This is a genomic window from Massilia sp. R2A-15 (assembly GCF_030704305.1).
Lineage (GTDB): Bacteria > Pseudomonadota > Gammaproteobacteria > Burkholderiales > Burkholderiaceae_D > JAFCUW01.
In genome coordinates, this window is the sequence record NZ_CP131935.1 from 3,394,364 (window position 1) to 3,420,551 (window position 26,188).

The 26,188-nt window shown below is 64.5% G+C and carries 26 protein-coding genes and 1 other RNA gene; 14 read left to right on the forward strand and 13 right to left on the reverse strand.

Features of this window, described 5'->3' with window-relative positions:
* Nucleotides 1-2: 2 nt before the first annotated feature.
* On the reverse strand, nucleotides 3-311 hold the full coding sequence (locus tag Q4S45_RS15565; protein WP_305505759.1) for a c-type cytochrome: 309 nt from the start codon (nucleotides 309-311) through the stop codon (nucleotides 3-5).
* 184 nt (nucleotides 312-495) lie between these two features.
* On the opposite strand from Q4S45_RS15565, the gene Q4S45_RS15570 reads away from it, so the two are divergent.
* Nucleotides 496-723 (forward strand): TIGR04438 family Trp-rich protein, encoded by a 228-nt coding sequence (locus Q4S45_RS15570; RefSeq protein WP_305505760.1) that lies wholly within the window; start codon nucleotides 496-498, stop codon nucleotides 721-723.
* A 60-nt stretch (nucleotides 724-783) separates the two neighbouring features.
* Here the strand turns inward: Q4S45_RS15570 and ilvD are convergent, their stop codons facing one another.
* Nucleotides 784-2,469, reverse strand: a complete 1,686-nt coding sequence (gene ilvD / locus Q4S45_RS15575) for a dihydroxy-acid dehydratase (RefSeq protein ID WP_305505762.1) — start codon at nucleotides 2,467-2,469, stop codon at nucleotides 784-786.
* Nucleotides 2,470-2,593: 124 nt separating this feature from the next.
* Here ilvD and Q4S45_RS15580 point away from each other — a divergent pair, with 124 nt between their 5' ends.
* The gene (locus Q4S45_RS15580) at nucleotides 2,594-3,490 is read left to right on the forward strand and encodes a LysR family transcriptional regulator (protein WP_305512118.1); all 897 of its coding nucleotides are present in this window, start codon (nucleotides 2,594-2,596) and stop codon (nucleotides 3,488-3,490) included.
* Nucleotides 3,484-4,326, forward strand: a complete 843-nt coding sequence (gene lgt, locus Q4S45_RS15585) for a prolipoprotein diacylglyceryl transferase (RefSeq protein WP_305505763.1) — start codon at nucleotides 3,484-3,486, stop codon at nucleotides 4,324-4,326. The genes Q4S45_RS15580 and lgt overlap by 7 nt, the downstream gene beginning before the upstream one ends.
* A gap of 108 nt (nucleotides 4,327-4,434) precedes the next feature.
* Here lgt and Q4S45_RS15590 read toward each other — a convergent pair whose 3' ends face one another.
* The 7 genes from Q4S45_RS15590 to Q4S45_RS15620 form a co-directional block, all read right to left on the reverse strand.
* Entirely contained in the window at nucleotides 4,435-5,253 is an 819-nt protein-coding gene (locus tag Q4S45_RS15590) for a sulfite exporter TauE/SafE family protein (RefSeq protein ID WP_305505764.1), read from the reverse strand.
* A 106-nt stretch (nucleotides 5,254-5,359) separates the two neighbouring features.
* Nucleotides 5,360-5,839 carry a hypothetical protein gene (locus Q4S45_RS15595; RefSeq protein WP_305505765.1) on the reverse strand — a complete coding sequence of 160 codons (480 nt, stop codon included), beginning with the start codon at nucleotides 5,837-5,839 and terminating at the stop codon, nucleotides 5,360-5,362.
* On the reverse strand, nucleotides 5,839-6,369 hold the full coding sequence (locus Q4S45_RS15600; protein ID WP_305505766.1) for a hypothetical protein: 531 nt from the start codon (nucleotides 6,367-6,369) through the stop codon (nucleotides 5,839-5,841). The genes Q4S45_RS15595 and Q4S45_RS15600 overlap by 1 nt, the downstream gene beginning before the upstream one ends.
* A gap of 155 nt (nucleotides 6,370-6,524) precedes the next feature.
* Complete coding sequence (locus Q4S45_RS15605) at nucleotides 6,525-7,001, reverse strand: EVE domain-containing protein (RefSeq protein ID WP_305505768.1); 477 nt, start codon at nucleotides 6,999-7,001, stop codon at nucleotides 6,525-6,527.
* An 89-nt stretch (nucleotides 7,002-7,090) separates the two neighbouring features.
* Nucleotides 7,091-7,271, reverse strand: a non-coding RNA gene (gene ssrS / locus Q4S45_RS15610) — 6S RNA.
* Nucleotides 7,272-7,317: 46 nt separating this feature from the next.
* Entirely contained in the window at nucleotides 7,318-7,629 is a 312-nt protein-coding gene (locus tag Q4S45_RS15615) for a cell division protein ZapA (protein ID WP_305505769.1), read from the reverse strand.
* Nucleotides 7,626-7,859: a hypothetical protein gene (locus Q4S45_RS15620; RefSeq protein WP_305505770.1), complete on the reverse strand. Its 234-nt coding sequence runs from the start codon at nucleotides 7,857-7,859 to the stop codon at nucleotides 7,626-7,628. Before Q4S45_RS15620 ends, Q4S45_RS15615 begins: the two co-directional genes overlap by 4 nt.
* A 409-nt stretch (nucleotides 7,860-8,268) precedes the next feature.
* Here Q4S45_RS15620 and groES point away from each other — a divergent pair, with 409 nt between their 5' ends.
* The 6 genes from groES (at nucleotide 8,269) to Q4S45_RS15650 (ending at nucleotide 13,048) form a co-directional block, all read left to right on the forward strand.
* On the forward strand, nucleotides 8,269-8,559 hold the full coding sequence (gene groES, locus Q4S45_RS15625; protein ID WP_305505771.1) for a co-chaperone GroES: 291 nt from the start codon (nucleotides 8,269-8,271) through the stop codon (nucleotides 8,557-8,559).
* 39 nt (nucleotides 8,560-8,598) lie between these two features.
* Nucleotides 8,599-10,248, forward strand: a complete 1,650-nt coding sequence (gene groL, locus Q4S45_RS15630) for a chaperonin GroEL (RefSeq protein ID WP_305505773.1) — start codon at nucleotides 8,599-8,601, stop codon at nucleotides 10,246-10,248.
* 171 nt (nucleotides 10,249-10,419) lie between these two features.
* Complete coding sequence (locus tag Q4S45_RS15635; protein WP_305505774.1) at nucleotides 10,420-10,953, forward strand: hypothetical protein; 534 nt, start codon at nucleotides 10,420-10,422, stop codon at nucleotides 10,951-10,953.
* A gap of 5 nt (nucleotides 10,954-10,958) precedes the next feature.
* A complete protein-coding gene (locus Q4S45_RS15640; RefSeq protein ID WP_305505775.1) occupies nucleotides 10,959-11,384 on the forward strand; it encodes an N-acetyltransferase in 426 nt (141 codons plus the stop codon).
* Nucleotides 11,384-12,196: a class D beta-lactamase gene (blaOXA, locus tag Q4S45_RS15645; RefSeq protein WP_305505776.1), complete on the forward strand. Its 813-nt coding sequence runs from the start codon at nucleotides 11,384-11,386 to the stop codon at nucleotides 12,194-12,196. Before Q4S45_RS15640 ends, blaOXA begins: the two co-directional genes overlap by 1 nt.
* Before the next feature lie 192 nt (nucleotides 12,197-12,388).
* A complete protein-coding gene (locus Q4S45_RS15650) occupies nucleotides 12,389-13,048 on the forward strand; it encodes a GntR family transcriptional regulator (protein WP_305505777.1) in 660 nt (219 codons plus the stop codon).
* 132 nt (nucleotides 13,049-13,180) lie between these two features.
* Here Q4S45_RS15650 and Q4S45_RS15655 read toward each other — a convergent pair whose 3' ends face one another.
* Nucleotides 13,181-15,013: a glucokinase gene (locus Q4S45_RS15655; RefSeq protein WP_305505778.1), complete on the reverse strand. Its 1,833-nt coding sequence runs from the start codon at nucleotides 15,011-15,013 to the stop codon at nucleotides 13,181-13,183.
* Nucleotides 15,013-16,632 carry an alpha-glucosidase gene (locus tag Q4S45_RS15660; RefSeq protein ID WP_305505779.1) on the reverse strand — a complete coding sequence of 540 codons (1,620 nt, stop codon included), beginning with the start codon at nucleotides 16,630-16,632 and terminating at the stop codon, nucleotides 15,013-15,015. Before Q4S45_RS15660 ends, Q4S45_RS15655 begins: the two co-directional genes overlap by 1 nt.
* 315 nt (nucleotides 16,633-16,947) lie before the next feature.
* On the opposite strand from Q4S45_RS15660, the gene Q4S45_RS15665 reads away from it, so the two are divergent.
* The 3 genes from Q4S45_RS15665 (at nucleotide 16,948) to Q4S45_RS15675 (ending at nucleotide 21,780) form a co-directional block, all read left to right on the forward strand.
* Nucleotides 16,948-18,489 carry an oligopeptide:H+ symporter gene (locus tag Q4S45_RS15665; protein ID WP_305512119.1) on the forward strand — a complete coding sequence of 514 codons (1,542 nt, stop codon included), beginning with the start codon at nucleotides 16,948-16,950 and terminating at the stop codon, nucleotides 18,487-18,489.
* A 112-nt stretch (nucleotides 18,490-18,601) separates the two neighbouring features.
* Nucleotides 18,602-21,313, forward strand: coding sequence for an alpha-1,6-glucosidase domain-containing protein (locus Q4S45_RS15670; RefSeq protein WP_305505780.1), 2,712 nt, complete (start codon nucleotides 18,602-18,604; stop codon nucleotides 21,311-21,313).
* 2 nt (nucleotides 21,314-21,315) lie between these two features.
* A complete protein-coding gene (locus tag Q4S45_RS15675; RefSeq protein ID WP_305505781.1) occupies nucleotides 21,316-21,780 on the forward strand; it encodes a DUF6328 family protein in 465 nt (154 codons plus the stop codon).
* Here Q4S45_RS15675 and Q4S45_RS15680 read toward each other — a convergent pair whose 3' ends face one another.
* Nucleotides 21,781-23,628 carry a glucokinase gene (locus Q4S45_RS15680; RefSeq protein WP_305512120.1) on the reverse strand — a complete coding sequence of 616 codons (1,848 nt, stop codon included), beginning with the start codon at nucleotides 23,626-23,628 and terminating at the stop codon, nucleotides 21,781-21,783. It abuts the gene before it with no gap.
* A gap of 151 nt (nucleotides 23,629-23,779) precedes the next feature.
* On the opposite strand from Q4S45_RS15680, the gene Q4S45_RS15685 reads away from it, so the two are divergent.
* Both Q4S45_RS15685 and Q4S45_RS15690 read left to right on the forward strand, forming a co-directional pair.
* Complete coding sequence (locus Q4S45_RS15685; protein ID WP_305505782.1) at nucleotides 23,780-24,235, forward strand: hypothetical protein; 456 nt, start codon at nucleotides 23,780-23,782, stop codon at nucleotides 24,233-24,235.
* Nucleotides 24,236-24,242: 7 nt separating this feature from the next.
* Entirely contained in the window at nucleotides 24,243-24,473 is a 231-nt protein-coding gene (locus Q4S45_RS15690; RefSeq protein WP_305505783.1) for a helix-turn-helix transcriptional regulator, read from the forward strand.
* Nucleotides 24,474-24,522: 49 nt separating this feature from the next.
* On the opposite strand, the gene Q4S45_RS15695 is transcribed toward Q4S45_RS15690, so the two are convergent.
* Nucleotides 24,523-26,187, reverse strand: coding sequence for an alpha-amylase family glycosyl hydrolase (locus Q4S45_RS15695; protein WP_305505784.1), 1,665 nt, complete (start codon nucleotides 26,185-26,187; stop codon nucleotides 24,523-24,525).
* Between the last annotated feature and the right edge of the window lies 1 nt (nucleotide 26,188).

Consider the following 26,188-nt stretch of genomic DNA (forward strand, 5'->3'; position numbering starts at 1 on the left):
GCTTACTTCTGCGACAGCACCCACTTGATCAGGGTGTGCGCTTCGGCTTCCGTCACTTGCGGATTGGCCGGCATCGGCACGGCGCCCCAGGTGCCCGAGCCGCCCTTCATGACCTTGGCGACCAGTTTGTCCTCGGCGTCCTTCTGGCCTGCATACTTGGCTGCGACATCCTTGTACGCCGGACCGACGAGCTTGGATCCGACCGCGTGGCAAGCCATGCAATTTTTCGCCTTCGCCAAGTCGGCATTGGCCATTGCGCTGGTCGAAGCCAGGGCCAACAACACCATGCACAACATCAGTGAGCGTTTCATTTATTTCTCCAAAGATAACTAGCAGAATCAATTCTACCGTGTTTCGGGTGCCGCCAATCAGGCGTTACATTCCATAACGATTGGCGCGTGCGGCGCGTTGACCACAGTATCGCCGCCCTCTTTGCGTTTTTTTGCCCTACGGCACTAATTTGTTTGTAAGATGCAGGATGAAAAGGAGCTTCCCATGCCGTTGATTATCATCATTGCACTACTGATTGGCCTGCGCTACTTCGAAGTCTGGCGTTTCGCCGAGCTGTCCTGGTGGTGGGTAGTGGGCGCGATGGTGTTCGCGTTCATCTGGTTCGAATTCATCGAGAAGGCGCTCGGTCTCGACAAGAAGAAAGAGCACAACGTCGACGAGCAGCGCCGCAAGGACCGCATCAAGTCGACCTTCGACAACAAGCGCAAGTAACCCGCAAGCTTGTCGTATCTGGGCTCGGCGCCCCCCCTCGGCAGGTACGACGCCTAAGGGCTAGCCCGTCACCGCGCCCTTGCTGGCCGACGAGGCCAGCGCCGCAAACTTCGCCAGCACCCCGCGCGTGTAGCGCGGCGCCGGCCGCTTCCACAGCGTGCGCCGCCGCGCAATCTCGGCATCATCCACGTTCAGCTGGATCAGCTGCTGGTGAGCGTCGATTGTCACCGAGTCGCCCTCCTCCACCAGCGCGATCGTGCCGCCCTCGAACGCTTCCGGCGCGACGTGCCCGACCACCATGCCCCAGGTGCCGCCCGAGAATCGCCCGTCGGTGATCAAGCCGACCGACTCGCCCAGTCCCTTGCCGATCAGCGCCGACGTCGGCGCCAGCATCTCCGGCATGCCCGGCCCACCCTTCGGCCCCAGGTAGCGCATCACCAGCACGTCGCCCGGCTGGATCCTGTCGCCCAGGATCGCATCCATCGCCGTGTATTCGTCGTCGAACACGCGCGCCGGCCCGGTGATGACGGGATTCTTCAGGCCCGAAATCTTGGCCACCGATCCTTCCGGCGCCAGGTTCCCCTTCAGGATGGCCAGGTGGCCCTGCGCATACAGCGCCTTGTCGATGGTGCGGATCACGTCCTGCCCCGCCGCCGGCAGCGATGGCACCCCGGCCAGTTCCTCGGCCAGCGTGCGGCCGGTGATGGTGATGCACTCGCCATGCAGCATGCCCGCGTCGAGCAGCAGCTTGAGCACCTGCGGCACGCCCCCGGCCTTGTGCAGGTCGGTCGCCACGTACTGGCCGGACGGCTTGAGGTTGCAGATCACCGGCACCTTCAGGCGCACGCGCTCGAAGTCGTCGAGCGTCCACTCGACTTCGGCCGCATGCGCGATCGCCAGGTAGTGCAGCACCGCGTTGGTCGAGCCGCCGGTCGCCATGATCAGCGACACCGCGTTCTCGATCGACTTGCGGGTGATGATGTCGCGCGGCTTGAGGTCGCGCTTGACCGCTTCGACCAGCACGCGCGCCGATTCGGCCGCCGAGCCGACCTTCTCGTCGTCCGGATTGGCCATCGTCGACGAGTACATCAGCGACATGCCGAGCGCCTCGAACGAGGACGACATGGTGTTCGCCGTGTACATGCCGCCGCAGGAGCCGGCCGACGGGCAGGCGTTGCGCTCGATGCCGTCGAAGTCTTCCTTGCTCATGCGCCCTGCGGTGAATTCGCCCACCGCTTCGAAAGCGGAGACGATGGTCAGGTCCTTGCCTTTCCAGTGGCCTGGCTTGATCGTGCCGCCGTAGACGTAGATGCCCGGCACGTTGGTGCGCGCCAGCGCGATCATCCCGCCCGGCATATTCTTGTCGCAGCCGCCGATGACGACGACGCCGTCCATCCACTGGCCGTTGACGCAGGTTTCGATGCAGTCGGCGATCACTTCGCGCGAGATCAGCGAGAATTTCATGCCCTCGGTGCCCATCGACATGCCGTCGGAGATGGTCGGCGTGCCGAACACCTGCGGGTTCGCGCCCGCTTCCTTGATGGTGGAAATGGCGATGTCGGCCAGCTTTTGCAGGCCGGAGTTACATGGCGTGATGGTCGAGTGGGCGTTCGCCACCCCGATCATCGGCTTGGAGAAGTCCTCCGCCTCGTAGCCCATCGCGTAGTACATCGAACGGTTCGGACTGCGCGAAACGCCCTCGGTGATGTTGCGGGAACGGCGGTTGTAGCGGGGCTGATCGGCCATGGTGAGCTCCTGTCGTCGATCACTCCAGAATGCCTTGCCGACAACCCCAAGTCAAATATATGATGCGCTTATCTATGAGTCGCAAAACATATCGAAACGCGCGGGAGCAAACGCAACGCATATGATGAACCTCGAACTGCGCCAGCTGCGCTATTTCGTCGCCGTCGCCGAGGAACTGCACTTCGGCCGCGCCGCCGCGCGCCTGCACATGACGCAGCCGCCCCTGTCGCAGACGATCCAGGCGCTCGAGGAATTGCTGGGCGCCGCGCTGTTCCTGCGCACCCGCCGCAGCGTCGAACTCACGCCGGCCGGCGCCGCGCTGCTGCCGGAAGTGCGCCGCATGCTGGCCCAGGGCGCCGAACTGCCGGAACTGGTGCGCGCCGCGGCCGCCGGCGAGACCGGGCGCATCGCGCTCGCCTTCGTCTCGTCGGCTGACTACAGCGTGCTGCCGCCTTTCCTGCGCAGCTACCGCGCCGCCTTCCCGCACGTGCAGATCGGCCTGCAGGAAGCCACATCGGACGTGCAGGTGGACGACCTGCTGCACAACCGGATCGACGCCGGCCTGCTGATTCCGCCCCTGTCCGACAAGGCGCGCGCCGAACTCGATTACATCAAAGTGCTCGACGAGCCGCTGATCCTGGCTGCGCCGGCCGGCCTGCTCGCTCCCGGCGATGCGATGTGGCTCAAGGATGTGCCGGCCCTGCCGCTGATTATTTTCCCGCGCCCGATCGCGCCGAGCCTGCACGACGCCATCCTCGCCTGCTTCCGCGCGGCCGGCATCACGCCCGAGATCGGCCAGCAGGCGATCCAGATGCAAACCATCGTTAGCCTCGTGTCGGCCGGCATGGGCCTGGCGCTTGTGCCACAATCCGTGTCGAACCTGATGCGTCCGGGCGTAGAATACCGGGCGTTGCGCGACCCGACGCCCCTGGTGGAAACGGGATGCGCCTGGCGGCGCGACAACGGCTCCCCGGTGCTGCAGGGCTTTTTGGATCTACTAAGGAAAAACACACTATGCTGATTCACCCGATGCCCGATCCCGTGGCGTTCTCCATCGGCCCGGTGCAGGTGCACTGGTACGGCCTGATGTACGTGCTGGCATTCGCGATGTTCATCGCGCTCGGCCGCGTGCGCGTGAAGCAGCCGCACATCGCCGCGCAGGGCTGGAAGAACGAGGACCTCGACGACATGCTCTTCTACGGGATGCTCGGCGTGATCATCGGCGGGCGCCTGGGCGAAGTGTTCTTCTACACGCCGAAGATGTTCATGGCCGACCCGCTGGAAATCCTCAAGGTCTGGCATGGCGGCATGTCCTTCCACGGCGGCTTCCTCGGCGTGATCGTCGCGATGACGCTGTGGGCGCGCAAGGCAAAGCGCAACCTGCTCGATGTACTCGACTTCATCGCGCCGCTGGTGCCGCTCGGTTACGCCGCCGGACGCCTGGGCAATTTCATCAATGCCGAACTGCCGGGCCGCGTCGCCGACGCCGCCCTGCCGTGGGCGATGCAATGGCCGGACACGCGCTATCCGCTGCATCCGGTGCCGGTCTTCCTCGAAGGCTTGCGCCATCCGTCGCCGATTTACCAGATGCTGGTCGATGGCTTGCTGGTGTTTGCGATCCTGTGGCTGTTTGCGCGCAAGTCGCGGCCGCGGCTGGCGGTGGGCGCCATGTTCACCTTGCTGTATGGCTGCGCGCGCTTCTTCACCGAATACTTCCGCGTGCCGGACTGGGAAGTGCATGTGGCCGGCGTGCCGATCACGTCGGGGCAGATGCTGTCGCTGCCGATGATCGTCGGCGCGCTGGCGATGCTGGCGTGGGCGTACTCGCGCGAGGGCAAGCGGACGGCCGTGGCCTGATTCGGCGGCGCGGCCCAAGATGGGGTCAGGTCCGCAGGACCAGACCCCGCCCTTCGATCCGCGGCGCAAGCAATATCGGGGTCTGGTCCTGCGGACCTGACCTCATTTTCATTTGGTCCGCGCCAGCGCAACGCCCTTCCACAGCATGTAGATCGCCAGCGCATACAGGATGAACGCGAACGCCTTGCGCAGCCGCCGCACCGGCCACTTGTGCGCGGTACGCGCCCCCAGCGGCGCCATCAGCACGCTGGCTGTCGCGATCACCGCGAGCGCCGGCACATAAATGAAGCCGAACGAATACCTCGGCAAATCCGCTTCGCCCCAGCCAAAGTAGATATTCGACAGCGTGCCCGCCAGCGCGATCGGAAATCCGAGCGCCGCACTGGTGGCCACCGCGCTGTGAATCCGCACGTTACACCAGGTCATGAACGGGATCGAGATAAATCCCCCGCCCGCCCCCACCAGCCCGGCCAGCACGCCAACGACGCCGCCGGCGGCGAACATGCCGCCCGGCCCCGGCAGGTCGCGGTGCGCGGCCGGCTTGGTGTCGATCAGCATCTGGGTCGCAGCCACGGCGACGAACAGGCCGAAGAACAGCGCCATCACCATCGTGTTCATCTGCTTGCCGATCCACGGACCGACCCACGACCCAACCAGGATGCCGGGCGCCATGAGCCGCACGATGCGCCACTGCACCGCCCCTTGCAGGTGATGCGCGCGCACGGAGGAAATCGAGGTAAACAATATCGTCGCCAGGCAGGTGGCGATCGCCATGTGGACGATCAGCTGCGGCGGCACGCGCAGCGACTCGAAGATCATGGTCATGAACGGCACCAGGATCATGCCGCCGCCGATGCCGAGCAGGCCCGCCGCGAAGCCGCCGAAAATGCCCATCGCGCACAGCGCCACCACCAGCGTCCAGCTCATTGCATCAGTATCCAGTCGAGCGGGCGGTGCCCGGGTGAAAGCATTTTACCGCCTCACCCATTTTCTCGCCGGCACTGGCCAGATTCCCTCCGGTGGCCGCGCCGCTTCAATCGCGACGCGGCGGTGGCGGTGGCGGAGGCGGAGGCGGCATCGGGTACGGATTGTAGCCGGGGATGACGTTGCCCTTCGCGTACATGCACTGCTGGTAGGCGATGTCGTAGCGGCGCTGCGCGGTGTATGCCGACATCGCGCTTTGTTCTGACCCGTAGCCGGCCCCGGCCAGCGTGCCGAACGCCGCGCCGGCACCCGCGCCACGGTCGCCCGTCAGCGCGCCTGCCGCCGCGCCGATCACGGTGCCGGTCACGGTGGACGCGATCAGCGCGTCGCCCGGATCGCGCCCGCCTCTGCTCGCGCTGGCGGCCCAGTTGCGGCACAGCTGGTCATCCTGGACGAATGCTTCGAATGGTTTGTTCGGTGCGGGCATCGCAGCGACAGTCGGGCCGACCGGCATCTGCACGCAGCCGGCAAGGATGGCCGGCACCCCGAGGGCGACGGCCGCGCGAATCAGTCTGCTAAAGGAGATCATCAGGGCACCTGCGGAATCGGGACCAGCACGGCCGTATCGGGAATAATCGGAAGCTGTTGCCAACCCGGACACGCCGGCACGAAAGGATAATAGAGGCGCGTGGCCGGGCAGTAATACCAGTACTGCGCCGGCGCCGCCCACGGGCCCTGGTACGGATACACGGGCTGGGGATAGTAATACCAGGTCGGCCCGACAACCCACCACCAGCCCAGGCGCCCGCCGTGATGTCCGTGGTGCCAATAGCCGCCGCGCCGATCGCCCCAGTCGTTTCCCCGGTAGCGGCCGAAGTCGCCGCGCCAATGAGGCGGACCGGCGAAGCGCGCGCCGCCGTCATGAAATTGCCCGCCGCGATATTGCCCGCCGCGATATTGGCCGCCTTGATGCCTGCCGCCATGATCCGGCCCGCCGTACCCTTGCCCGCGGCCATGGCCGCCGCCCTGGCCGTGCCGGTCTTGCGCCGGCGCCGCCGGCCACGCGAACGCCAGCATCACGCCCAACATCGCTGCGCCACGACGAACAATTGCGCTCATTGCAGACCTCCCTGCGACGCACCGGGAGCGTGGGGCCGAACCGATGCATCGCGATACTGCATCCAGCTTACGCCGCGCAAATGACGATGGTTTGAGGTGGCTCAATAGGGACAGGCATTAAAACGGCTAGCCATTTCAGCGCCGCCGTGCTGTATTTACGATTTCGCGGCTTTTTGGCGGATCTTTTTCAGGATCGCTTTCCACTGTCCCGCGCTGACCGGCGATATCGACAGGCGGCTGCCTTTTTGCAGCAACACCATCTCTTCGAGTTCCGGCATCGAGCGCATTTCGGCCAGCGGCAGATAACGACCCTGCTCCACCGCATGCACGTCGACCGAAATCCAGCGCGGCTGTTCGCGGCTCGCTTTCGGATCGAAGTATTTGCCGTCCTTGTCGAACTGCGATGCATCGGGATAAGCGCCGCTGGCCACTTCGGCGATGCCGGCCACGCCCGGTTCGGCGCAGCTCGAATGGTAAAACAGCACGCCGTCGCCGGGCTGCATCTGGTCGCGCATGAAATTGCGGGCCTGGTAGTTGCGTACGCCGAACCAGGCCACCGTCTGCCCGGGCGCGGCCAGAACGTCGTCGAAACTGACTTCATCGGGCTCGGATTTCATTAACCAATACTGCATGGGAACGGGCTCCTGGAATGAGGCGCGCATGAAAACGCGCGCGAAAAAAAACGGTTGCGCATGAAATGCGAACAACCGCTTTTTAGAAATACAGCCCCGCCTGTGCCGTTTTTGCCGGCATCCCGAACCAAACGGTTCAAGGTGGTCACAGTTAGTTCAATTTCGGGTTCGTCGGACTAGCGACGCTCACTCCCATCGAACAAAATCCCGCAACCGGTGCACATAAATGGTTCAAGGAATATATGGCAATCGCGAACACCGCAGGGTGGAACGGAGTTTACTCCGATGAACCCACAAGTCAAACGAATTTGGCCTGTCAGAACAGATTTTCTTGCGGCGTCAGCGCGCTGTCCAATACGGTATTCATCGCCTCGATTTTCTGCTTGACTTCGAGAATCGACAGGTCCGACAGCGGGCCTTGCGGCGCCTTCACCGACAGGAATTCGGCGGCCACGCTGAGGGCGGCCATCACCGCGATGCGATCGTTGCCCTTGACCTTGCCGGAGTCGCGCAGCGCGCACATTTTGCCGTCGAGGTAAGCGACCGCTTCCTTCAGCGTGCGCTCCTCGCCTTCCTTGCAGGCCAGGCGATACGGGTTGCCCATGATGGTCACATCGAGCTGGATCATTGCTGCGCCTCGTCGTCGGTGGCGGTGGAATCGGCCTCGGGGGCGGGAATTTGCGCGATCAGTCCGGCGACGCGGCGCTTGGCCTCGTCGAGCAAGGCGGCGTAGTTCGCGTTCTCGGCGGTCAGCTGGGCGTTGGCGTGGCGCAAGCCGGCGTTTTCGCGGCGCAGCGCGGCCGTCATCTCGGCCAGCCGGTCGATTTTATCGGAGAGGTCTTGGAATTCGGAAATCATCCGTAACTATAGAACCCGGAACGAATTTCCGTCAACAGATTCAGTACGTTAGCGCCGACTTTTGATGCAGTTACTCCATAGAACGCCGCAAATGCCAGTTTATTGCCCAATGTCCATGTCATCCATGGGGTCTGGTCCGGCGGACCTGACCCCATGTTGGGTTTACGCCAACGTCAAAATGGGGTCAGGTCCGGGGGACCAGACCCCGAACCCAGCCGTTCATGTCACACGTTAAAAATAGCAGCTTGAAAACGCCCCCCATCGTCCCTATAATTAGCACTCGTTAGTTGAGAGTGCTAACAACCCTTTTCAGCCGCACCAGCTTCCCGGGGCGGCATCCCGCAGTACCGGATCGGTGGCCGGGTCTTCCGGCAAGCCATTCAACCCATTGAAATTAAAGGAGTTTTACATGAACCTTCGCCCTTTGCACGATCGCGTCATCGTCAAGCGTCTCGACCAGGAAACCAAAACTGCCTCCGGCCTGATCATCCCTGATGCCGCCGCTGAAAAGCCGGACCAGGGCGAAATCCTCGCCATCGGCAACGGCAAGGTGCAGGACGACGGCAAGGTTCGTCCGCTGGAAGTGAAGGTCGGCGACCGCGTTCTGTTCGGCAAGTACTCGGGCCAGGCCGTCAAGGTCGATGGCGAAGAGCTGCTGGTCATGCGCGAAGAAGACATCATGGCCGTACTGGTCAAGTAATTTCGAATTCCGACAACTTTCCACGAACGGAGAATCAACATGGCATCTAAAGACGTAGTATTCGGCGACAGCGCCCGCTCCAAAATGGTCGAAGGCGTGAACATCCTCGCCAACGCAGTCAAAGTCACCCTGGGCCCGAAAGGCCGCAACGTCGTGCTCGAGCGCTCGTTCGGCGCACCGACCGTGACCAAGGACGGCGTATCGGTTGCCAAAGAAATCGAACTCAAAGACAAGCTCATGAACATGGGCGCGCAGATGGTCAAGGAAGTTGCATCGCGCACCAGCGACAACGCCGGCGACGGCACCACCACCGCGACCGTGCTGGCCCAGGCGATCGTGCGCGAAGGCATGAAGTTCGTTGCCGCCGGCATGAACCCGATGGACCTGAAGCGCGGCATCGACAAGGCAGTCGCTGCCACCGTCGAGCAGCTGGCCACCATCTCCAAGCCATGCACCACCACCAAGGAAATCGCCCAGGTCGGCGCGATCTCGGCCAACTCGGACTACTCGATCGGCGAGCGCATCGCTGAGGCGATGGAAAAAGTCGGCAAGGAAGGCGTCATCACCGTGGAAGACGGCAAGTCGCTGAACGACGAACTTGACATCGTCGAAGGCATGCAGTTCGACCGCGGCTACCTGTCGCCGTACTTCATCAACAACCCGGACAAGCAAGTCGCGATCCAGGACAACCCGTTCGTCCTGCTGTGCGACAAGAAGATCTCGAACATCCGCGACCTACTGCCGATCCTCGAGCAAGTTGCCAAGGCTGGCCGTCCGCTGCTGATCATCGCAGAAGACATCGAAGGCGAAGCGCTGGCGACCCTGGTCGTCAACAACATCCGCGGCATCCTGAAAACCTGCGCCGTCAAGGCCCCAGGCTTCGGCGACCGTCGCAAGGCCATGCTGGAAGACATCGCGATCCTGACCGGCGGCCAGGTCATCGCTGAAGAAGTCGGCCTGACCCTGGAAAAGGTCACGCTGGCGGAACTGGGCCAGGCCAAGCGCGTTGAAGTGGGCAAGGAAAACACCATCATCATCGACGGCGCAGGCCAGGCAGAATCGATCGAAGCGCGCGTCAAGCAGGTGCGCGTGCAGATCGAAGAAGCGACCTCGGACTACGACCGTGAGAAGCTGCAGGAGCGCGTGGCCAAGCTGGCAGGCGGCGTTGCAGTGATCAAGGTTGGCGCAGCCACCGAAGTCGAGATGAAAGAGAAGAAGGCCCGCGTTGAAGACGCGCTGCACGCAACCCGTGCCGCCGTTGAAGAAGGCATCGTGCCAGGCGGCGGCGTTGCCCTGCTGCGCGCACGCGCCAACATCAGCGTCAAAGGCGACAACGCCGACCAGGAAGCCGGCATCAAGATCGTGCTGCGCGCGATGGAAGAGCCGCTGCGCATGATCGTGCAAAACGCCGGCGAAGAGCCATCGGTCGTCGTTGCAGCTGTGTTGGCCGGTTCGGGCAACTACGGCTACAACGCAGCCAACGGCACCTACGGCGACATGGTCGAAATGGGCGTGCTGGATCCAGCTAAAGTCACCCGCTCGGCACTGCAGAACGCAGCGTCGATCGCCGGCCTGATGCTGACCACCGATGCGATGGTTTGCGAACTGGCGGAAGACAAGCCAGCTGGCGGCGGCATGGGCGGCATGGGCGGTATGGGCGGCATGGGCGGTATGGACGGCATGATGTAATTGCCGGCCCGGAGGCGCTTCGGCGCTTCCTGCCACGAACAAGATGGGCGCCTTCGGGCGCCCATTTTTGTTTACGCGGCGGCGACAAAGGCGGCGGCAGGCCCGCCTCAATGAATGTTGCTGCGGAGCCACTGTTGGTTTAGTATGAAGCGATACAACAAGGGTTAACCCATGCACAAACGAGACGCGCCGTCCAAAAAAATCCAGCTCACGGCCCTGGTACTGATCATCGCAGCGACCACCACGATCTTCGGGTGCCGCGAAAATACGACGCCGACCGCGCCGGCTTCAACGCCGGCCTCCGCGTCGGTTTCAGCGTCGGCTTCCGCGTCGGCTGACGCGTCGGCTGCCGCGGCGGCTACCGCGTCGACGCCGCTGGCGCGCGACAAGGAAAAAGCGATGAACGCCCTGATCGCGCTGCCCGAACTGAAAGCCTGGTTGCAGCAGATCGAGAAGAACTCCGGCGGGAAGGTGCACGGCGCGCTGGTCGAATACGATCCAACGCTAAGGGACATCAACGGCAAGCGCTACTTCCAGTTCAGCTTCGTGGAGAACGCCAGCGACGCCACGCGCCATTGGGAGAGCTTCCTCGTCGCCGAATCGGGCGACCAGATCCTGGTGGAAGACGCCGCGACGAACAAGCCGCTGACGCTGGAGCAGTGGCGTCGTGCCAAGCATCCACTCGATCGCAAAAGCGCGAACTGAAAACCATGAGCGACTACAAGGTCACACTGGAGGCCGAGCCGAATCCTGCGGACATGCAGGCTTTGGTAAAGGGCCTGACCGCCTTCAATGCCTCGCAAACGAATGGCGATAATCCGGACTACCTGCTGGCGACCGTGCGCGACGGCGAAGGCAATCTGATTGGCGGCCTGCTGGGCGCGACCTATCTCGGCTGGCTGACGATCCAGATCGTGTGGCTGGACGAGCCGGCGCGCGGACACGGCCACGGCACCGCGTTGCTGGAAATCGCCGAACGTGAAGCCGTGCGCCGCGGCTGCCCCCGCGCGTTCGTCGAAACCCTCAGCTTCCAGGCGCTGCCGTTTTATGAGAAGTGCGGCTACACGGTGTTCAGCCGCCTGCCCGACTTCCCTCCCGGCGGCGCGCGCTACACGCTGACCAAGCAGCTGTCCTGATGAAATCGAAGCTCGTAAAAATCGCCCTTCTCGGCGCGGCCCTCGCGTCCTTTTCCGCGCATGCAAAGGTCGTCTGCACCGTCATCGCCGACGCCCACACCGGATCGGTCGTAATGGAGCAAGGCGATTGCCGCACGCGCGTCACGCCCGCTTCCACATTCAAGATCGCGATCAGCCTGATGGGCTACGACGCCGGCTTCCTGAAGGACGGTCACGCGCCCACGCTGCCGTACAGGAAGGGCGATGTCGACTGGGGCGGCGAAAACTGGCGCCAGCCGACCGACCCGGCGCGCTGGATGGAGTATTCGGTGGTGTGGTATTCGCAGCGGGTCACGCACGCGATGGGCGCGCAGCGGTTTCAGAAATATGCGCGAGACTTCGGCTACGGAAACGCCGACGTATTGGGCGATGCGGGCCAGGACAATGGACTGGATCGATCGTGGATTGCGTCGTCGCTGAAGATATCGCCGGTCGAACAGGTCGGATTCCTGCGCAAGCTGGTGCGGCGCGAACTGCCGGTGCACGCGCGTGCGTTCGAAATGACCAACCGGATCGTCGTGGTCAACGACCTGCCGAACGGCTGGCAGGTTCATGGCAAGACCGGCAGCGCGACGCCGAAGCCGCCGGCAGCCAACGCCGGACATGCGGTGGGATGGTTCGTCGGATGGATGACCAAGGGCGATCGCACGCTGGTGTTCGCCCGCCTGACGCGCGATGAGGGGCCGACGGAAGGCGCTGCCGGCATCCGCGCGCGCGAAGCGTTTTTGAAAGAAGCCCCGGCCCTGCTAGGGGGTCTGGTCCCGCGGACCTGACCCCATCTTGGATCCAGTTCAAAAACAAAATGGGGTCAGGTCCGCAGGACCAGACCCCGATGGAAGCATGCGCTAACGTACCGCGATCCCCGCCGGATGCCGATTGGCGTCGCTCATATCCTCGGGCAGCAGGTTGCCGTCGTCGAGCGCCGCATCGGCCCGCGCGGTGTCCGGAAAGCGCTCCGGATACAAGTGGCGCTCCGCCACACCGAACTCGAACTGTGCGAGCGCTATGCCACCAGCCGGCATACGGTGCGCGCCGCGCTGCACGAATTGCAGCAGCTCGGGCTGGTGTCGCGCCGAAAAAATGTCGGAACGCGTGTGGAAGCGGCGGCGCCGACCAACCAGTTCCGGCCCTCGATGGCGTCGGTCGACGACCTGGTGCAGTTCGGCAGCGCGCATATCCGGCGGGTGCAGGAGATCGAAGAGACAGCACTCGATGGTGCGCTGGCGTCCGAACTGGGTTGCGAAAAGGGAGCGCGATGGCTGCGCATTTCCAGCCTGCGCATGAACGGTGCGAGCGACCGCTTGCCGGTCGGCTGGACCGATGTGTATGTGGATCCGGCCTACGCGGACCTGGCGGAGTTGATTCGCACCTCGCCGGGCGTGCTGGTAAGTACGCTGATCGAATCGCGCTACGGCCGGCGCATCGCGCAAATTAAGCAGGAGATCCGGGCGATGACCGTGCCCGCGCATCTCGCGCTGGCATTGCACGTCGAACCGGGGTCGCCTGCGCTGAAAATCATCCGGTGGTATCTGGATGCCGCGGGACAGGTGTTCGAGATGTCGGTCAGCGTGCATCCGGCCGACCGGTTTGCGGTGTCGATGCAGCTGACGCGCTCGGACGTGTGACCAGCCAATAACCCGTCGTACCTGCGAAGGCAGGTACCCATACTGAGCATGATGGAACTGGAAGGCGAATTCATCATAGGTACCTTCCTTCGCAGGTAGTCGTTTCCGCCAGTGGCGGGAACGACTACCTTTTCAGCTATCCAGGTGCGAAATCAGCGTGCGTCGCGGGTCGTCCGCATGCGCGTCGATCGAGATCCCCACCGACATGATGTCGATCAGCAGCAACTGCAAAATCCGCGAAATCATCGACAGGAAGGTGGTGCTGTCCTCGGCGTGGTCGACCGCCAGGCACACACTGGCCTTCTTCGCCAGCGGCGAGCTGCTGGCGGTGATGGCGATGACGTCGGCGCCCGCCGCGCGCGCGGCATCCACTGCCGCCAGCAGCTCCGGCATATTGCCCGAATTCGAAATCGCAATCACCACGTCGCCCGGCTTGAGCAGCTCCGCGGCCAGCGCGAACAAATGCGAGTCGCCATACGACGACGTGGGAATCCGAAAGCGGAAGAACTTGTGCTGGCCGTCCAGCGCCACCACGCGCGAGTTCCCCAAGGCGTAAAACTCGATCCGCCTGGCGCGGCTCACCAGTTCGATCGCGCGGTCGATCGAACGCACGTCAAGCTGGTCGCGGAACCTGAGGATCGCCGACACCGTGTTGTCGATCACCTTGGCCGACAGATCGTGCGTGCTGTCGCTGTTGCGCACCTGGCTGTGGCGCACGGGAATGGCGCCGGTCAGGCTGCCGGCGAACTTCAGCTTGAAGTCGGCCAGCCCGAGGAAGCCGAGCGAACGGCAGAACCGGATCACGGTCGGCTGGCTCACGTCGGCCAGGCGCGCGATCTCCGCGATCGGCTCGCCCAGCACAAGGCGCGGCTGCTCCAGCACCAGCGCGGCGACACGCTGTTCGGCCGGCGTCAGCTCGTGCTGCAGATGGCCGATCCGCTCCATCAGGGTATTGGCGCCGCTGCGTCCGCGCAAATGCTCGGACAGGATGGTGGCCACGCCGAAGAACGCCGGGTTCGCAACCGTGATCACGTAAGTCGGAATCTCGGACAGGTAGCCGGTGAAGCGTCCTTTCGCCTCGAAGCGCGCGCGAAACGGCGAGGACGCGAACCACTCGCCCATACGCGGCACGATGCCGCCGCCGATGAAGATGCCGCCGAACGCGCCAAGCGTCACGGCCAGGTTGGCCGCGGCGCCGCCCAGCATGCCGCAGAAGCATTCGAGCACTTCGAGGCACAGCGCGTCGCCCTCTTCCAGCGCGCCGCCGATGATGGCCGCGGCGCTGCGCTGCTGCGCGCGCACGCCGTTGCGTTCGGCCAGCGCGCGGTAGATGATCTCCATGCCCGGCCCTGAAATCAGGCGCTCGTTCGATACGTGCGGCCACTCGCGCCACGCGTATTGAAGGATGGCGAACTCGCGCTCGTCGGCCGGCGCGAAGTTAACGTGCCCGCCTTCGCTGCCGAGCGTGACGAAGCCGTCGATGGTCGGGATCGCGCCCGACACGCCCAACCCCGTTCCCGGCCCGAGCACGCCGACCACCGCGTTGGCCGCCGGCGAACCGCCGCCCACCTGCATCAGTTCATCGGATTTCAGGCTTGGCAGCGCCATCGCCAGCGCCGTGAAGTCGTTGACGATCAACAGCGTCTGCAGGCCCAGCTCGCGGCGCACCGCGTCGGTCGAGAACTGCCAGTCGATATTGGTCATGCGGACGTAGTCGCCGGTGACGGGATTGGCGACCGCCAGCGCGGCGTGATGCAGCTTCACGTCGCTGTGATCGGCCAGGTAGAAGCGCAACAGCGGAACGATGCCGTCGAAGTCCGCGCACTTTAGCACCCGCACCGAGCCGAACACACCCGGCGCGGTCTGCAGCGCGAAACGGGCGTGCGTCGCGCCGATATCGGCCAGCAGGCGCGGACCGTCGACAAACGCGCTGCGGCCGGCTTTTTCGCTGTCCTCGCCCGCCATTACGCGGCCAGGCCGAACCAGGCGCCGAACGGCGGCAGCGTCACCACGCCGTCTTGCGCGCTGCCCGGCAGGCCGTGGCCTTCCACGGAGCTGGCGCCCTTCGCCTCCGCCCAGTCGAATGTCACCGGCTCGGCGCCGAGGTTGAAGATCGCCAGCATCGCGGGATGGCCGGCCAGGTCGCGGCGCAGTGCGAGGATCGGCTCGGGCGCGTCGAAGAAGACGATCTCGCCGCGCGTGAGTTGCGGCTGGTTGCGGCGCCAGTGGATCAGGCGGCGCGCGGCGTTGAGCGCGGAATCGTCGTCCTTCTCCTGCACCGATTCGGCCGCGGCGATGTGCGCCGGATCGACCGGCAGCCACGGCTTGCCGGTAGTGAAGCCGGCGTTCGGCGCCTCGTTCGTCCACGGCATCGGGGTCCGGCAGCCGTCGCGACCCTTGAACTCCGGCCAGAAGGTGATGCCGTACGGGTCCTGCAGCAGTTCGTACGGCACGTCCGCTTCGGTCAGCGCCAGCTCGTCGCCCTGGTACAGGCACGGCGTGCCTTTCAGCGCCAGCTGCATCGCCAGCACGACCTTGGCAAGCGCCGGCGTCGGATGTTCGCCGCCCCAGCGCGTCATCACGCGGATGCTGTCGTGGTTACCCACCGACCACGAGGCCCAGCCGCCCTTCACGCGCGCCTCGAACTCCTCGACTTGGGTGCGGATGTGCTTCGCCGAGAACTGCGGCGTGAGCAGGTTGAAGCTGTACGCCATGTGCAGCTTGTCGCCATCGGCGGTGTACTCCGCCATCACGCCGAGCGCGTCGTCGGCGCCCACTTCGCCGATCGCCACCGCGCCAAATTCGTTCAGCAGCGAACGGATGCGCTGCAGGTAAGGCACGTTTTCGGGGCGCGTCTTGTCGTACACGTGCGACTGCATCCCGTATGGATTGACATCGGTGACGGTCGCGGTGTCGCGCGTGGTGGCGGCCGGATTGCTGCGCAGTTCCTGGTCGTGGAAGTGGAAGTTACAGGCGTCCATGCGCACGCCGTCCACGCCGCGCTCGAGCCAGAAGCGCAGGTTGTCCAGGTGCGCCTGCTGCACTTCCGGGTTGTGGAAGTTCATGTCGGGCTGGCTGGCAAGGAAGTTATGCAGGTAGTACTGCTTGCGCCGGCTGTCCCACTGCCACGACGAGCCGCCGAACACTGACAGCCAGTTGTTCGGCGGGTTGCCGTCCGGGCGCGGATCGGCCCACACGTACCAGTCGGCCTTCGGGTTGTCGCGGCTCTTGCGGCTCTCCTCGAACCATGGATGCGCCTCCGCCGTATGCGACAGCACCTGGTCGATCATGATCTTCAGGCCGACGCTGTGCGCCTTGGCGATCAGCTGGTCGAAGTCGGCCAGGGTGCCGAACAGCGGGTCGACGTCGCAGTAGTCCGACACGTCGTAGCCGAAGTCCTTCATGGGCGACTTGAAGAACGGCGAGATCCACACGATGTCCACGCCCAGGCCCGCGATGTAGTCCAGCTTCGCGGTGATGCCAGGAAGGTCACCGACGCCGTCGCCGTTCGTGTCGAGGAAACTGCGCGGATAAACCTGGTAGATGATGGCTTCGCGCCACCAAGGCGTGTCGGTGATGTTCATGGGTGTCCGGGGAAAGGTGTGGATTTGTACATAATATACATCAGGATCGGGCTTTCCACAATTTGCCAACCGGTCGCTGAAAACCCATCAAATATGTGTAAATTCAAACAGTTACAGGATTTTTAGCGGCCTTTTCAGCCATCTTGTAGTAGTTAAACTACATCGATTTCTTCACTAATTTCCGAGGCTGCATTTAGGAGTTGCCAGTATTGCAGCTTCATCTTAGTATCGCGTCTGGTCATTACGAGGGGATTACATATGTCGCACGCAGCCACGCTCGACGCATCGACAGAAACGCCAACCGCCGCGGGGCGCATGCCGCGCCAGATCCCATACATCATCGCCAACGAAGGCTGCGAGCGCTTCAGCTTTTACGGCATGCGCAACATCCTCACGCCGTTCCTGATCAGCACCCTGCTGCTGTTCCTGCCGGAGGCCGACCGCGCCGGCGAGGCGAAGCACGTGTTCCACACTTTCGTCATCGGCGTGTACTTCTTCCCGCTGCTGGGCGGCTGGCTGGCCGACCGCTTCTTCGGCAAATACAATACCGTGTTCTGGCTCAGCCTCGTCTACTGCGCCGGCCACGCCTGCCTGGCCGCGTTCGACGACAACCTGAAAGGCTTCTACTTCGGCCTGTTCCTGATTGCGCTGGGATCGGGCGGCATCAAGCCGCTGGTGTCTTCCTTCGTGGGCGACCAGTTCGACCAGACCAACAAGCACAAGGCCAAGCTGGTATTCGACGCCTTCTACTGGATCATCAACTTCGGCTCCTTCTTCGCGTCGCTGCTGATGCCGATTTTCCTCAAGAGCTACGGCCCCTCGGTCGCCTTCGGCATTCCCGGCATCCTGATGTTCATCGCCACGATCGTCTTCTGGATGGGCAAGCGCAAGTATGTGCACGTGCCGCCGGCGCCGGCCGATCCGCATTCGTTCATGCGCGTCGCGCGCACCGCGCTGGTTACGCACAAGCCCGGCCAGGGCCGTCCAGGGCTGGTGGTCGCCGCCATCGGCGCGATCGGCGCGATCGGTTCGCTGGCGATGTCGTGGCAATGGGGCTTCGTCATCAGCGCCTGCCTCGCGCTGGTGCTCCTGATCGCGTTCGGCGGCGTGGGCACCTCGATGCAGCTCGAACGGGCGCGCGGCATGCATCCGGACGAAGCGGTCGACGGCGTGCGCGCCGTGCTGCGCATCCTGATCGTGTTCGCGCTCGTCACGCCGTTCTGGTCCCTGTTCGACCAGAAGGCCTCGACCTGGATCGTGCAGGCCAACTCGATGACCCAGCCGACCTTCTCTTTCTTCGGCAACGAGTTCAAGTTCGTGCCGGCGCAGATGCAGGCGCTGAACCCGCTGCTGGTGATGATCCTGATCCCTTTCAATAACCTGGTGCTGTTCCCGGCGATCCGCAAGATGGGCATCGAGCCGACCGCGCTGCGCCGCATGACCGCCGGCATCGGCTTCACCGCGCTGGCCTGGATCGTCATCGGCGCCATCCAGGTGCATATGGACCACGGCAACGCGACCTCGATGGCATGGCAGATCCTGCCGTACGCGATCCTCACGCTGGGCGAGGTGCTGGTGTCGGCGACCGGCCTCGAATTCGCCTACAGCCAGGCGCCGGCCTCGATGAAAGGCATCATCATGGCGTTCTGGAGCCTGGCAGTCACTGTCGGCAGCCTGTGGGTCCTGATCGTCAATTCCAGCGTCAAGAACGACGCGGTGCTCGGCTACATCAGGGACAGCGGCCTGGGCGTGATCGCCTTCCAGATGTATTTCTTCGCCGCGTTCGCGCTCACCGCAGCGGTGATCTTCGGCTGGTACGCGAAACGCTATCCCCTGACCGACAACTACCGCGTTTGAACTCGCACCGTTGGCAGTATCGGGGTCTGGTCCCGCGGACCTGACCCCATGTTAAATTGTTGGCGGCATATTCAAAACGGGGTCAGCGCCCCTGCCGCTTTAAGGAGATTCAATGAGTGTTCCTACGCGCCGTGCTCGCGTCGTTATCGCGGGCTTCGGCGCGCTGTTGACCACTTTCGCTTGCGCCGCGGACGTTCCGCTTGCGGCATGCGACAGCGCCTCGCACCAGACCGTGCTGCATCCCTCCGCCGAGCACTTTGAAGCGCGCGCGGTGTGGCTCAACCGGCGCCTCGCCAAATGGCCAGGCGCCGATGCTGCCGGCGTGTTCAAGCTGTATCACTCACCCGTTGGCTCCATCGTCGCCAGGCCGGGCGCCGCCGTCGCCGGTGCTGCCGGCGCCTTGACGCTGGACGTCTCCACCCAGCCAGTGCCGGCCGCGGAGGCGCAACGTTTCAAGTACGTCGGCGCCGGTCCCGTGCTGGCAGTGCGCGATGGCGACCTGGCCCGGTTGCCCGCTCTTCATCGCGAACAGCTGGTGCTCGCGCTGGAAGGCGCCGACGGCGCCGTTCGCGCCGCAACACGCATCCAGTCGGCCGGCGCGCTCGATGACCTGTATGCGCAGGCCGCCGCGGTGCCCGACCTCGGCGCCAGCCGTACGGCATTCAGGCTGTGGGCGCCCACGGCGCAGCACGCCGCCGTCTGCATCTATGACAGCGGCAATTCGAAAGCGTCGTCGGTCGCGCCGATGCAGGCCGACCCGGCAACCGGCGTCTGGAGCGCACCCGCCTCCGCCAGGCTCGCCGGCAAGTACTACACCTACCTCGTCGACGTGGCCGTGGACGGCGTCGGCCTGGTGCGCAACAAGGTAACCGATCCGTATTCCGTCAGCCTGACCACGGATTCCAAGAGAAGCTATATCGCCGACCTTGCGTCGCCGTCGCTCAAGCCCGCGGGATGGGACAGCACGCCAATCCCGTCGAAGGTGAAAGCCCTGACCGACATGGTGGTGTACGAACTGCACGTGCGCGACTTCTCGATCAACGATCCGACCGTCAGTGCGCCGCACCGCGGCAAGTTCGCCGCATTCGGGGAGAACGGCTCGAACGGCATGAAACACCTGGCCGCGCTGAGCCGCGCCGGGCTGACGGACATCCACCTGCTGCCGGTATACGACATCGGCAGCGTGCCCGAAAAAGGCTGCGCGATGCCGACGCCCGCCGGCGCACCGGACAGCGAGGCACAACAGGCGCTGGTGAAGAAGACCGCCGACACCGACTGCTTCAACTGGGGCTACGATCCGTTCCACTACAGCGCGCCGGAAGGCAGCTATGCCACCGATCCGTCCGACGGCGCGCGCCGCATCGTCGAGATGCGCGAAATGGTGCGGAACCTGCACCGCATCGGTCTGCGCGTCGGCATGGACGTCGTGTACAACCACACCTTCCGCTCGGGACAGGACGAGAAATCGGTGCTGGACCGGATCGTGCCCGGCTACTACCACCGCTTGAACGCGGCCGGCGTGGTCGAACGCTCCACCTGCTGCGACAACACCGCCACCGAAAACCTCATGATGGGCAAGCTCATGATCGATTCGGTCGCGCTGTGGGCGAAGCAGTACAAGATCGACTCGTTCCGCTTCGACCTGATAGGCCACCAGCCGCGCGCCGTCATGGAGCAGCTTCAGAAGAGCGTGGACGCCGCCGCGGGCCGTCACGTGCAGCTGATCGGCGAAGGCTGGAACTTCGGCGAAGTGGCCGACGGCGCGCGCTTCGTGCAGGCGTCGCAGCAGTCGCTTGGCGGCACCGGCATCGGCACCTTCAGCGACCGCGCGCGCGACGCTGTGCGCGGCGGCTCGGCCGGCGATACGGGCGAGCAGATGATCGCGCGCCAGGGCTACATCAACGGCCTGGTCTACGATCCGAACGCGCTCGCGGGCAACCGCCCGGCCGCCGACCTGCTGAAAGCGGCCGACATGGTGAGGGTCGGCCTGGCCGGCTCGCTGCGCAGCTACCGGATGACGACGCACGATGGTGCGACGCGCACGCTGCAGGATATCGATTACAACGGCCAGCCGGCTGGTTACGCCGCGCAGCCGGGCGAAGCGGTCAACTACGTCGAGAACCACGACAACCAGACGCTGTACGACATGAATGTGTTCAAGCTTCCGCTGGCGACGACCAGCGCGGACCGCGCGCGCGTGCAGGTGCTCGGCGCCGCCATCAACGCCTTCAGCCAGGGCGTGGCCTATTTCCACGCCGGCGTGGACACGCTGCGCTCGAAATCGCTGGACCGCAACAGCTTCAATTCGGGCGACTGGTTCAACCGGATCGACTGGAGCTACAGCGACAACTACTTCGGCACCGGCGCGCCGCCGGCCGAAGACAACGGCAAGGACTACCCGCTGATCAAGCCGCTGCTGGCGAACGCTGCGATCAAGCCCTCGCCCTCCGACATCGCGTTCGCGCGCGACGCCTTCCGCGACCTGCTGGCGATCCGCGCGAGCACCACGCTGTTCCGGCTGCGCAGCGCCGACGACGTCGCCCAGCGCCTGCGCTTTTATAACACCGGGCCAGGCCAGGAAGCGACCGTGATCGCCGCGCACCTCGACGGCAAGGGCTATCCCGGAGCGGCATTTGGCGCGCTCTGTTACTTCATTAACGTCGATAAGAAATCGCACACGGTTACAATCGATGCGGAGAAGGCGAAACGCTACCGGCTGCATCCCGCGCACCGCGCCGATGCGCGGGTGAAGCAGGCGGCGTACGACGGTGACACCGGCGCCTTCACGATTCCGGCGCGTACCGCCGTCGTCTTCGTGGAGTAAGGATGAATAACCCACCTCCAGAACTGGAGCAGGAGCAGTCGCTGAAGGACGACATGCGCAACATGCTGGAAGAGGCGCGCATGATCCTGCCCGGCATCCAGGCGCTGATCGGTTTCCAGACCATGGCGGTGTTCAACACACGTTTCGAAAAACTGCCGGTGGCGATCGAGGAAGCTTACTTGGTGGCGCTTGGCCTGCTGATCCTGTCAATGGGACTGCTGATGACGCCCGCCGCCTATCACCGCCTGGCCGAGCGCGGCAAGGTGTCGCGCAGGATGATCAAGCTGTCGTCGAAGTTCATCACCACCGGCATGGTGCCGCTGATGCTGGCGTTTGCCATCGACGCCTACGTGGTGACCATGGCCGCCATCGACAACAGTACGGTGGCGACGATCGGCGCGATCTGCACCGTGATCATCCTCGGCGGCCTGTGGTTCCTGTTCCCGCTGACGCGCAAGCGGCGCTGATTACAGGTCCAGGTGCGAGATCAGCAGGCGGCGCTTGTCCGGCTCGCCCTCCTCCGCCGCGCCCAGCGAAATCCCGACCGACATGATATCGATCAGCAGCAGCTGCAGGATGCGCGAGATCATCGACAGGAAGGTCGTGCTGTCCTCGCTGTGATCGACCGCCAGGCAGATGCTGGCCTTCTTCGCCAGCGCCGACTTGCTGCCGGTGATGGCGATGACGTCGGCGCCAGCCGTGCGCGCCGCTTCCACCGCCGCGAGCAGTTCCGGCTGTTCGCCCGCGGTTGAAATCGCGATCACCACGTCGCCGGGCTTGAGCAGCTCGGCGGCCAACGTGAACAGGTGCGAGTCGCCATACGAGGCGGTGGGAATGCGGAAGCGGAAAAACTTGTGCTGGCCGTCGAGCGCCACCACGCGCGAATTGCCCATCGCGTAGAACTCCACCCGGTTCGCCTTGCGCAGCAGCTGGATCGCGCGGTCGATCGACACCACGTCGAGCTGGTCGCGGAATTTCAGGATCGCGGAGACCGTGTTGTCGATCACCTTGGCCGACAGGTCGTGGGTGCTGTCGGACACCCGCACCTGGCTGTGGCGCACCGGGATCGTGCCGGTCAGGCTGCTGGCGAACTTCAGCTTGAAGTCGGCCAGGCCGAGGAAGCCGAGCGAGCGGCAGAAGCGGATCACGGTCGGCTGGCTGACGTCGGCCAGGCGCGCGATCTCCGCGATCGGTTCGCCCAGCACCTTGCGCGGATGCTCGAGCACCAGCGTGGCGACGCGCTGCTCGGCCGGCGACAGTTCGTGTTGCAGGTGCTGCACGCGCTCCATCAGCGTGTTGGCGCCGCTGCGGCCGCGCAGGTGTTCGGACAGGATCGTCGCGACGCCGTAGAACGCCGGGTTCGGCGTCATGATCACATAGGTCGGGATCTGCGCCAGGTAGTCCGTGAAGCGGCCCTTCGCTTCGAAGCGCGCGCGGAACGGCGACGTGGCGAACCACTCGGCCATGCGCGGCACGATGCCGCCTCCGATGAAGATGCCGCCGAACGCGCCCAGGGTCACCGCGAGGTTGGCCGCGGCGCCGCCCAGCATGCCGCTGAAGCATTCGAGCGTCTCGATGCACAGCGGATCGTGCTGCTCCAGCGCGCCGGAGATGATGTCGGGAGAGGTGCGCGGCGCGGCCTTCACGCCGTTGCGATGCGCCAGCGCGCGGTAGATGATTTCCATGCCGGGACCGGAGATCAGGCGCTCGTTCGACACGTGCGGCCACTCCTTCCAGGCGAATTGCAGGATCGCGAATTCGCGCTCGTCGGCCGGCGCGAAGTTCATGTGGCCGCCCTCGCTGCCGAGGGTGACGAAACCGTCGATGGTCGGGATCACGCCCGATACGCCAAGGCCGGTGCCCGGTCCCAGCACGCCGACCACCGCGTTCGCCGCCGGCGCGCCGCCGCCCACCTGCATCAGGTCCTGGCCGGACAGGCCGGGCAGCGACATGGCCAGCGCCGTGAAGTCGTTCACGATCAGCAGCGTGGACAGGCCCAGTTCGCGGCGCACCTCGTCGGTCGAGAACTGCCAGTCGCGATTGGTCATGCGGATCATGTCGCCGCTGATCGGATTGGCCAGCGCGAAGGCGCCGTGATTGATGCGGATGCCCTCGTGGTCGGCCAAGTAGGAGTGCAGCAGCGGCACGATGCCGGGGTAGTCGTCGCACTTGAGCACGCGCACCGCGCGGAGTACGCCGGGCGCCGTTTCGAGCGCGAAGCGCGCGTGCGTGGCGCCGATGTCGGCCAGCAGGCGCGGGCCGTCGGCGTACGCGCTGCGGCTGAATTTTTGTTCTGAGTCGAGGTCTTTGGTCATCAAGTGGCGCTTTCGTCGGGTCGCGGCTAGCATACCGCATTGCCTGAAATACATCAAAGACCTTGGCGGATCCGCGTGTAACTCATAGGTTGCATTTAGATACCGATGTGTTACATTGCATTCCTCGACATTGATCCTGAAAGGTTGGCGCATGCTTCCCGAAGAACTCAACGAAATCGACCGCCTTGCCCATTACTACCGCAGCGCATTGTGGACCGCCCTGTCCGTCGTGGTCTGTATGGGAGCGTTCGCGATCGCCCTGCTCGGCTTTCCCGATACGCAGGCCGGCGGGCTTGCCCGCACCATCTGGCCGATGCTCACCATCGTCTGCGTGATCGCGGTCGGCGGGCTGCAGGCCGCGAAGAAGAAGGCCGATATCGATCCGATGGGCAATGCGGTCGAATCGATGCTTGGCGACGAGTTGTACAAGGCGAGCCTGAACCGGGCCTATCGCAATGGATTTTTCGGCGTGCTGATTGCGCAATTCCTGCTGATTGCGGCGTCGGTCTGGATCGGCTTCGCGCAACCGGTGGCGACAACCGCGTGCGCGACGCTGGTCGCTGGCGTGGCGGTGACGCTTCTCAGCCTGCTGTTCTACGATCGCTGAGGCCTCGATGGATGAAACGCTGTTTACCACGATGAAGCTGCAGCGCGCCAGGCGCAACCTGACGCAGGCGCAGCTGGCCGACCTCTCCGGCATCACGCGCAAATCGATCAACGCGATCGAGTCGGGACGCATGGTGCCGTCGATCCTGCTCGCGCTGAAGCTGGCGCGCACGCTCGGGGTGACGGTCGAGGAGCTGTTCAGCCTCACGCCGTCCGAAGTGGATGACTTCGACTGCTGACAGCGACTGGGGTCTGGTCCTGCGGAGCTGACCCCATTTTGAGTTTGACTCAGTACGAAATCAATGCCACAGCGCTCTTCACAGGGAACTGCACCACGCCGCCGGCCACCACCGCGCTGGTGCCCGAATACGCATCGCGCACCGTCTGGCCGTCGTTGAACACGCCGCGCACCGGAATGCTGGCAGGCTTGTCGGTCGGCAGTCCCAGCGCCACCACGACCTGGTCGCGCACGCCGTCCTTGTCGTAAGTGCGCTTGAACACGTAGGGCGCGGACTGGATCATCTGGTGCACGCCCGCGCCCACCGCGATGTGCGCCTGCCTGAACATGCCCAGCTTCGCCCAGTGCGCGCGCACTTCGCCGATGCGCCAGGCGCCGCGCTGCGCGTTCTTCGCCAGCTCGTCCCAGTTCATGAAGCTGCGCAGGTTGGCGTCGCCCTCGGCGCCGTCGGCCTTCAGCACGCGCGCGGTCTCGTCGCCGTAATAGATCTGCGCCGCGCCCGGCGCCAGCAGCAGACGGTTGGCGGTGTCGAACGGCCGCGTGCGCAGCGCGTCAAACGGCATCGAGTCGTCGTGCGAACTCATATAGTTCAACACCGAACGGCCGCTCAACGGGCCGTTCAGCGCTTGCGAGTAGCTGCTGAACATCGTCTCGATGTCCTTCTGCGCATCGGCCTTCGCGCTGAAGTTGATCAGGCTGTCGAAGCCGTTGGCGAAGTAGTCGACATTGACGCCGCCGCCCAGGTCGAACCGGTGTCCGTGCGCGATCGAATAGTTATAGACCTCGGCGGTCATGTAGAACTTGTCGTCGCCCAGCCGCTTGGCCGGATTGGCGCGCTTCCAGTCCTCGTAGGCGGCGCTCGCAACCTTCTTGAGCTCCTTCCATACACCGGGTTCGACGTGCTTGACGGTGTCGGCGCGGAAGCCGTCGAAGCCGTACTTGCGCACCCAGTCCGCATGCCATTTCATCAGGTAGTAGCGCGGCGCGCGCGGGTAGCCGGTGCGCCTGAAGAAGGCGTCGAGCTCCTTTACTTCACGCTCGTAGCGCCCTTCCGCTTTCCACTTCGCCACCAGCGCCGGCGGCAGCTTCACGGCCGCGTTGCCGCCGGTGCGGAAGTCCGGCAGGTTGGTCACCAGCGTGCAGTCGATCGTCGTCGCCACGTCCTTGTATGTGCAGTTCGGTCCCGTGCGCACCCATTCCTGCGGCCACACCGGGTCTTCCTTCGTCACCGGCCCGGTATGGTTCATCACCACATCGAGCAGCACGCGGATGCCGTTTGCGTGCGCCGTGTCCACCAGTTCGCGCACGTCCGCCTCGGTACCCAGGTTGGCGTCGACCGCCGTGAAGTCGCGCGCCCAGTAGCCGTGGAAGCCGTACGACTTGCCCGTGCCTTCGTCGGTGCTGCCGTGGATCTGCTCGACCGGCGGCGTGATCCAGATCGCATCGACGCCCAGGTCCCTGAAATAGCCTTCCCTGATCTTCGCCGTCACGCCGGCGATGTCGCCGCCCATGAAGCCGCGCAGCGGCGCCGCATCGTCCTTGCGCCCGTAGGCGTGGTCGTTGGCAGGGTTGCCGTTGTTGAAGCGGTCCGTCAGCAGAAAATAGACCGTGGCGTTATCCCATGAGAAGGGCTGCTTGCGTAGCGCCTGCGCCGCGGCCGGGTTGACGATGGCGCCGGCAAGCGCGAGGGATAAGGCCAGAGTGGTCAATTTCATG

What these genes read in the sequence shown, in the direction of transcription:
- Q4S45_RS15565 (WP_305505759.1), bottom strand. Translation starts at nt 311, where the DNA reads ATGAAACGCTCACTGATGTTGTGCATGGTGTTGTTGGCCCTGGCTTCG.
- Q4S45_RS15570 (WP_305505760.1), top strand. Translation starts at nt 496, where the DNA reads ATGCCGTTGATTATCATCATTGCACTACTGATTGGCCTGCGCTACTTC.
- ilvD (WP_305505762.1), bottom strand. Translation starts at nt 2,469, where the DNA reads ATGGCCGATCAGCCCCGCTACAACCGCCGTTCCCGCAACATCACCGAG.
- Q4S45_RS15580 (WP_305512118.1), top strand. Translation starts at nt 2,594, where the DNA reads ATGAACCTCGAACTGCGCCAGCTGCGCTATTTCGTCGCCGTCGCCGAG.
- lgt (WP_305505763.1), top strand. Translation starts at nt 3,484, where the DNA reads ATGCTGATTCACCCGATGCCCGATCCCGTGGCGTTCTCCATCGGCCCG.
- Q4S45_RS15590 (WP_305505764.1), bottom strand. Translation starts at nt 5,253, where the DNA reads ATGAGCTGGACGCTGGTGGTGGCGCTGTGCGCGATGGGCATTTTCGGC.
- Q4S45_RS15595 (WP_305505765.1), bottom strand. Translation starts at nt 5,839, where the DNA reads ATGATCTCCTTTAGCAGACTGATTCGCGCGGCCGTCGCCCTCGGGGTG.
- Q4S45_RS15600 (WP_305505766.1), bottom strand. Translation starts at nt 6,369, where the DNA reads ATGAGCGCAATTGTTCGTCGTGGCGCAGCGATGTTGGGCGTGATGCTG.
- Q4S45_RS15605 (WP_305505768.1), bottom strand. Translation starts at nt 7,001, where the DNA reads ATGCAGTATTGGTTAATGAAATCCGAGCCCGATGAAGTCAGTTTCGAC.
- Q4S45_RS15615 (WP_305505769.1), bottom strand. Translation starts at nt 7,629, where the DNA reads ATGATCCAGCTCGATGTGACCATCATGGGCAACCCGTATCGCCTGGCC.
- Q4S45_RS15620 (WP_305505770.1), bottom strand. Translation starts at nt 7,859, where the DNA reads ATGATTTCCGAATTCCAAGACCTCTCCGATAAAATCGACCGGCTGGCC.
- groES (WP_305505771.1), top strand. Translation starts at nt 8,269, where the DNA reads ATGAACCTTCGCCCTTTGCACGATCGCGTCATCGTCAAGCGTCTCGAC.
- groL (WP_305505773.1), top strand. Translation starts at nt 8,599, where the DNA reads ATGGCATCTAAAGACGTAGTATTCGGCGACAGCGCCCGCTCCAAAATG.
- Q4S45_RS15635 (WP_305505774.1), top strand. Translation starts at nt 10,420, where the DNA reads ATGCACAAACGAGACGCGCCGTCCAAAAAAATCCAGCTCACGGCCCTG.
- Q4S45_RS15640 (WP_305505775.1), top strand. Translation starts at nt 10,959, where the DNA reads ATGAGCGACTACAAGGTCACACTGGAGGCCGAGCCGAATCCTGCGGAC.
- blaOXA (WP_305505776.1), top strand. Translation starts at nt 11,384, where the DNA reads ATGAAATCGAAGCTCGTAAAAATCGCCCTTCTCGGCGCGGCCCTCGCG.
- Q4S45_RS15655 (WP_305505778.1), bottom strand. Translation starts at nt 15,013, where the DNA reads ATGGCGGGCGAGGACAGCGAAAAAGCCGGCCGCAGCGCGTTTGTCGAC.
- Q4S45_RS15660 (WP_305505779.1), bottom strand. Translation starts at nt 16,632, where the DNA reads ATGAACATCACCGACACGCCTTGGTGGCGCGAAGCCATCATCTACCAG.
- Q4S45_RS15665 (WP_305512119.1), top strand. Translation starts at nt 16,948, where the DNA reads ATGCCGCGCCAGATCCCATACATCATCGCCAACGAAGGCTGCGAGCGC.
- Q4S45_RS15670 (WP_305505780.1), top strand. Translation starts at nt 18,602, where the DNA reads ATGAGTGTTCCTACGCGCCGTGCTCGCGTCGTTATCGCGGGCTTCGGC.
- Q4S45_RS15675 (WP_305505781.1), top strand. Translation starts at nt 21,316, where the DNA reads ATGAATAACCCACCTCCAGAACTGGAGCAGGAGCAGTCGCTGAAGGAC.
- Q4S45_RS15680 (WP_305512120.1), bottom strand. Translation starts at nt 23,628, where the DNA reads ATGACCAAAGACCTCGACTCAGAACAAAAATTCAGCCGCAGCGCGTAC.
- Q4S45_RS15685 (WP_305505782.1), top strand. Translation starts at nt 23,780, where the DNA reads ATGCTTCCCGAAGAACTCAACGAAATCGACCGCCTTGCCCATTACTAC.
- Q4S45_RS15690 (WP_305505783.1), top strand. Translation starts at nt 24,243, where the DNA reads ATGGATGAAACGCTGTTTACCACGATGAAGCTGCAGCGCGCCAGGCGC.
- Q4S45_RS15695 (WP_305505784.1), bottom strand. Translation starts at nt 26,187, where the DNA reads ATGAAATTGACCACTCTGGCCTTATCCCTCGCGCTTGCCGGCGCCATC.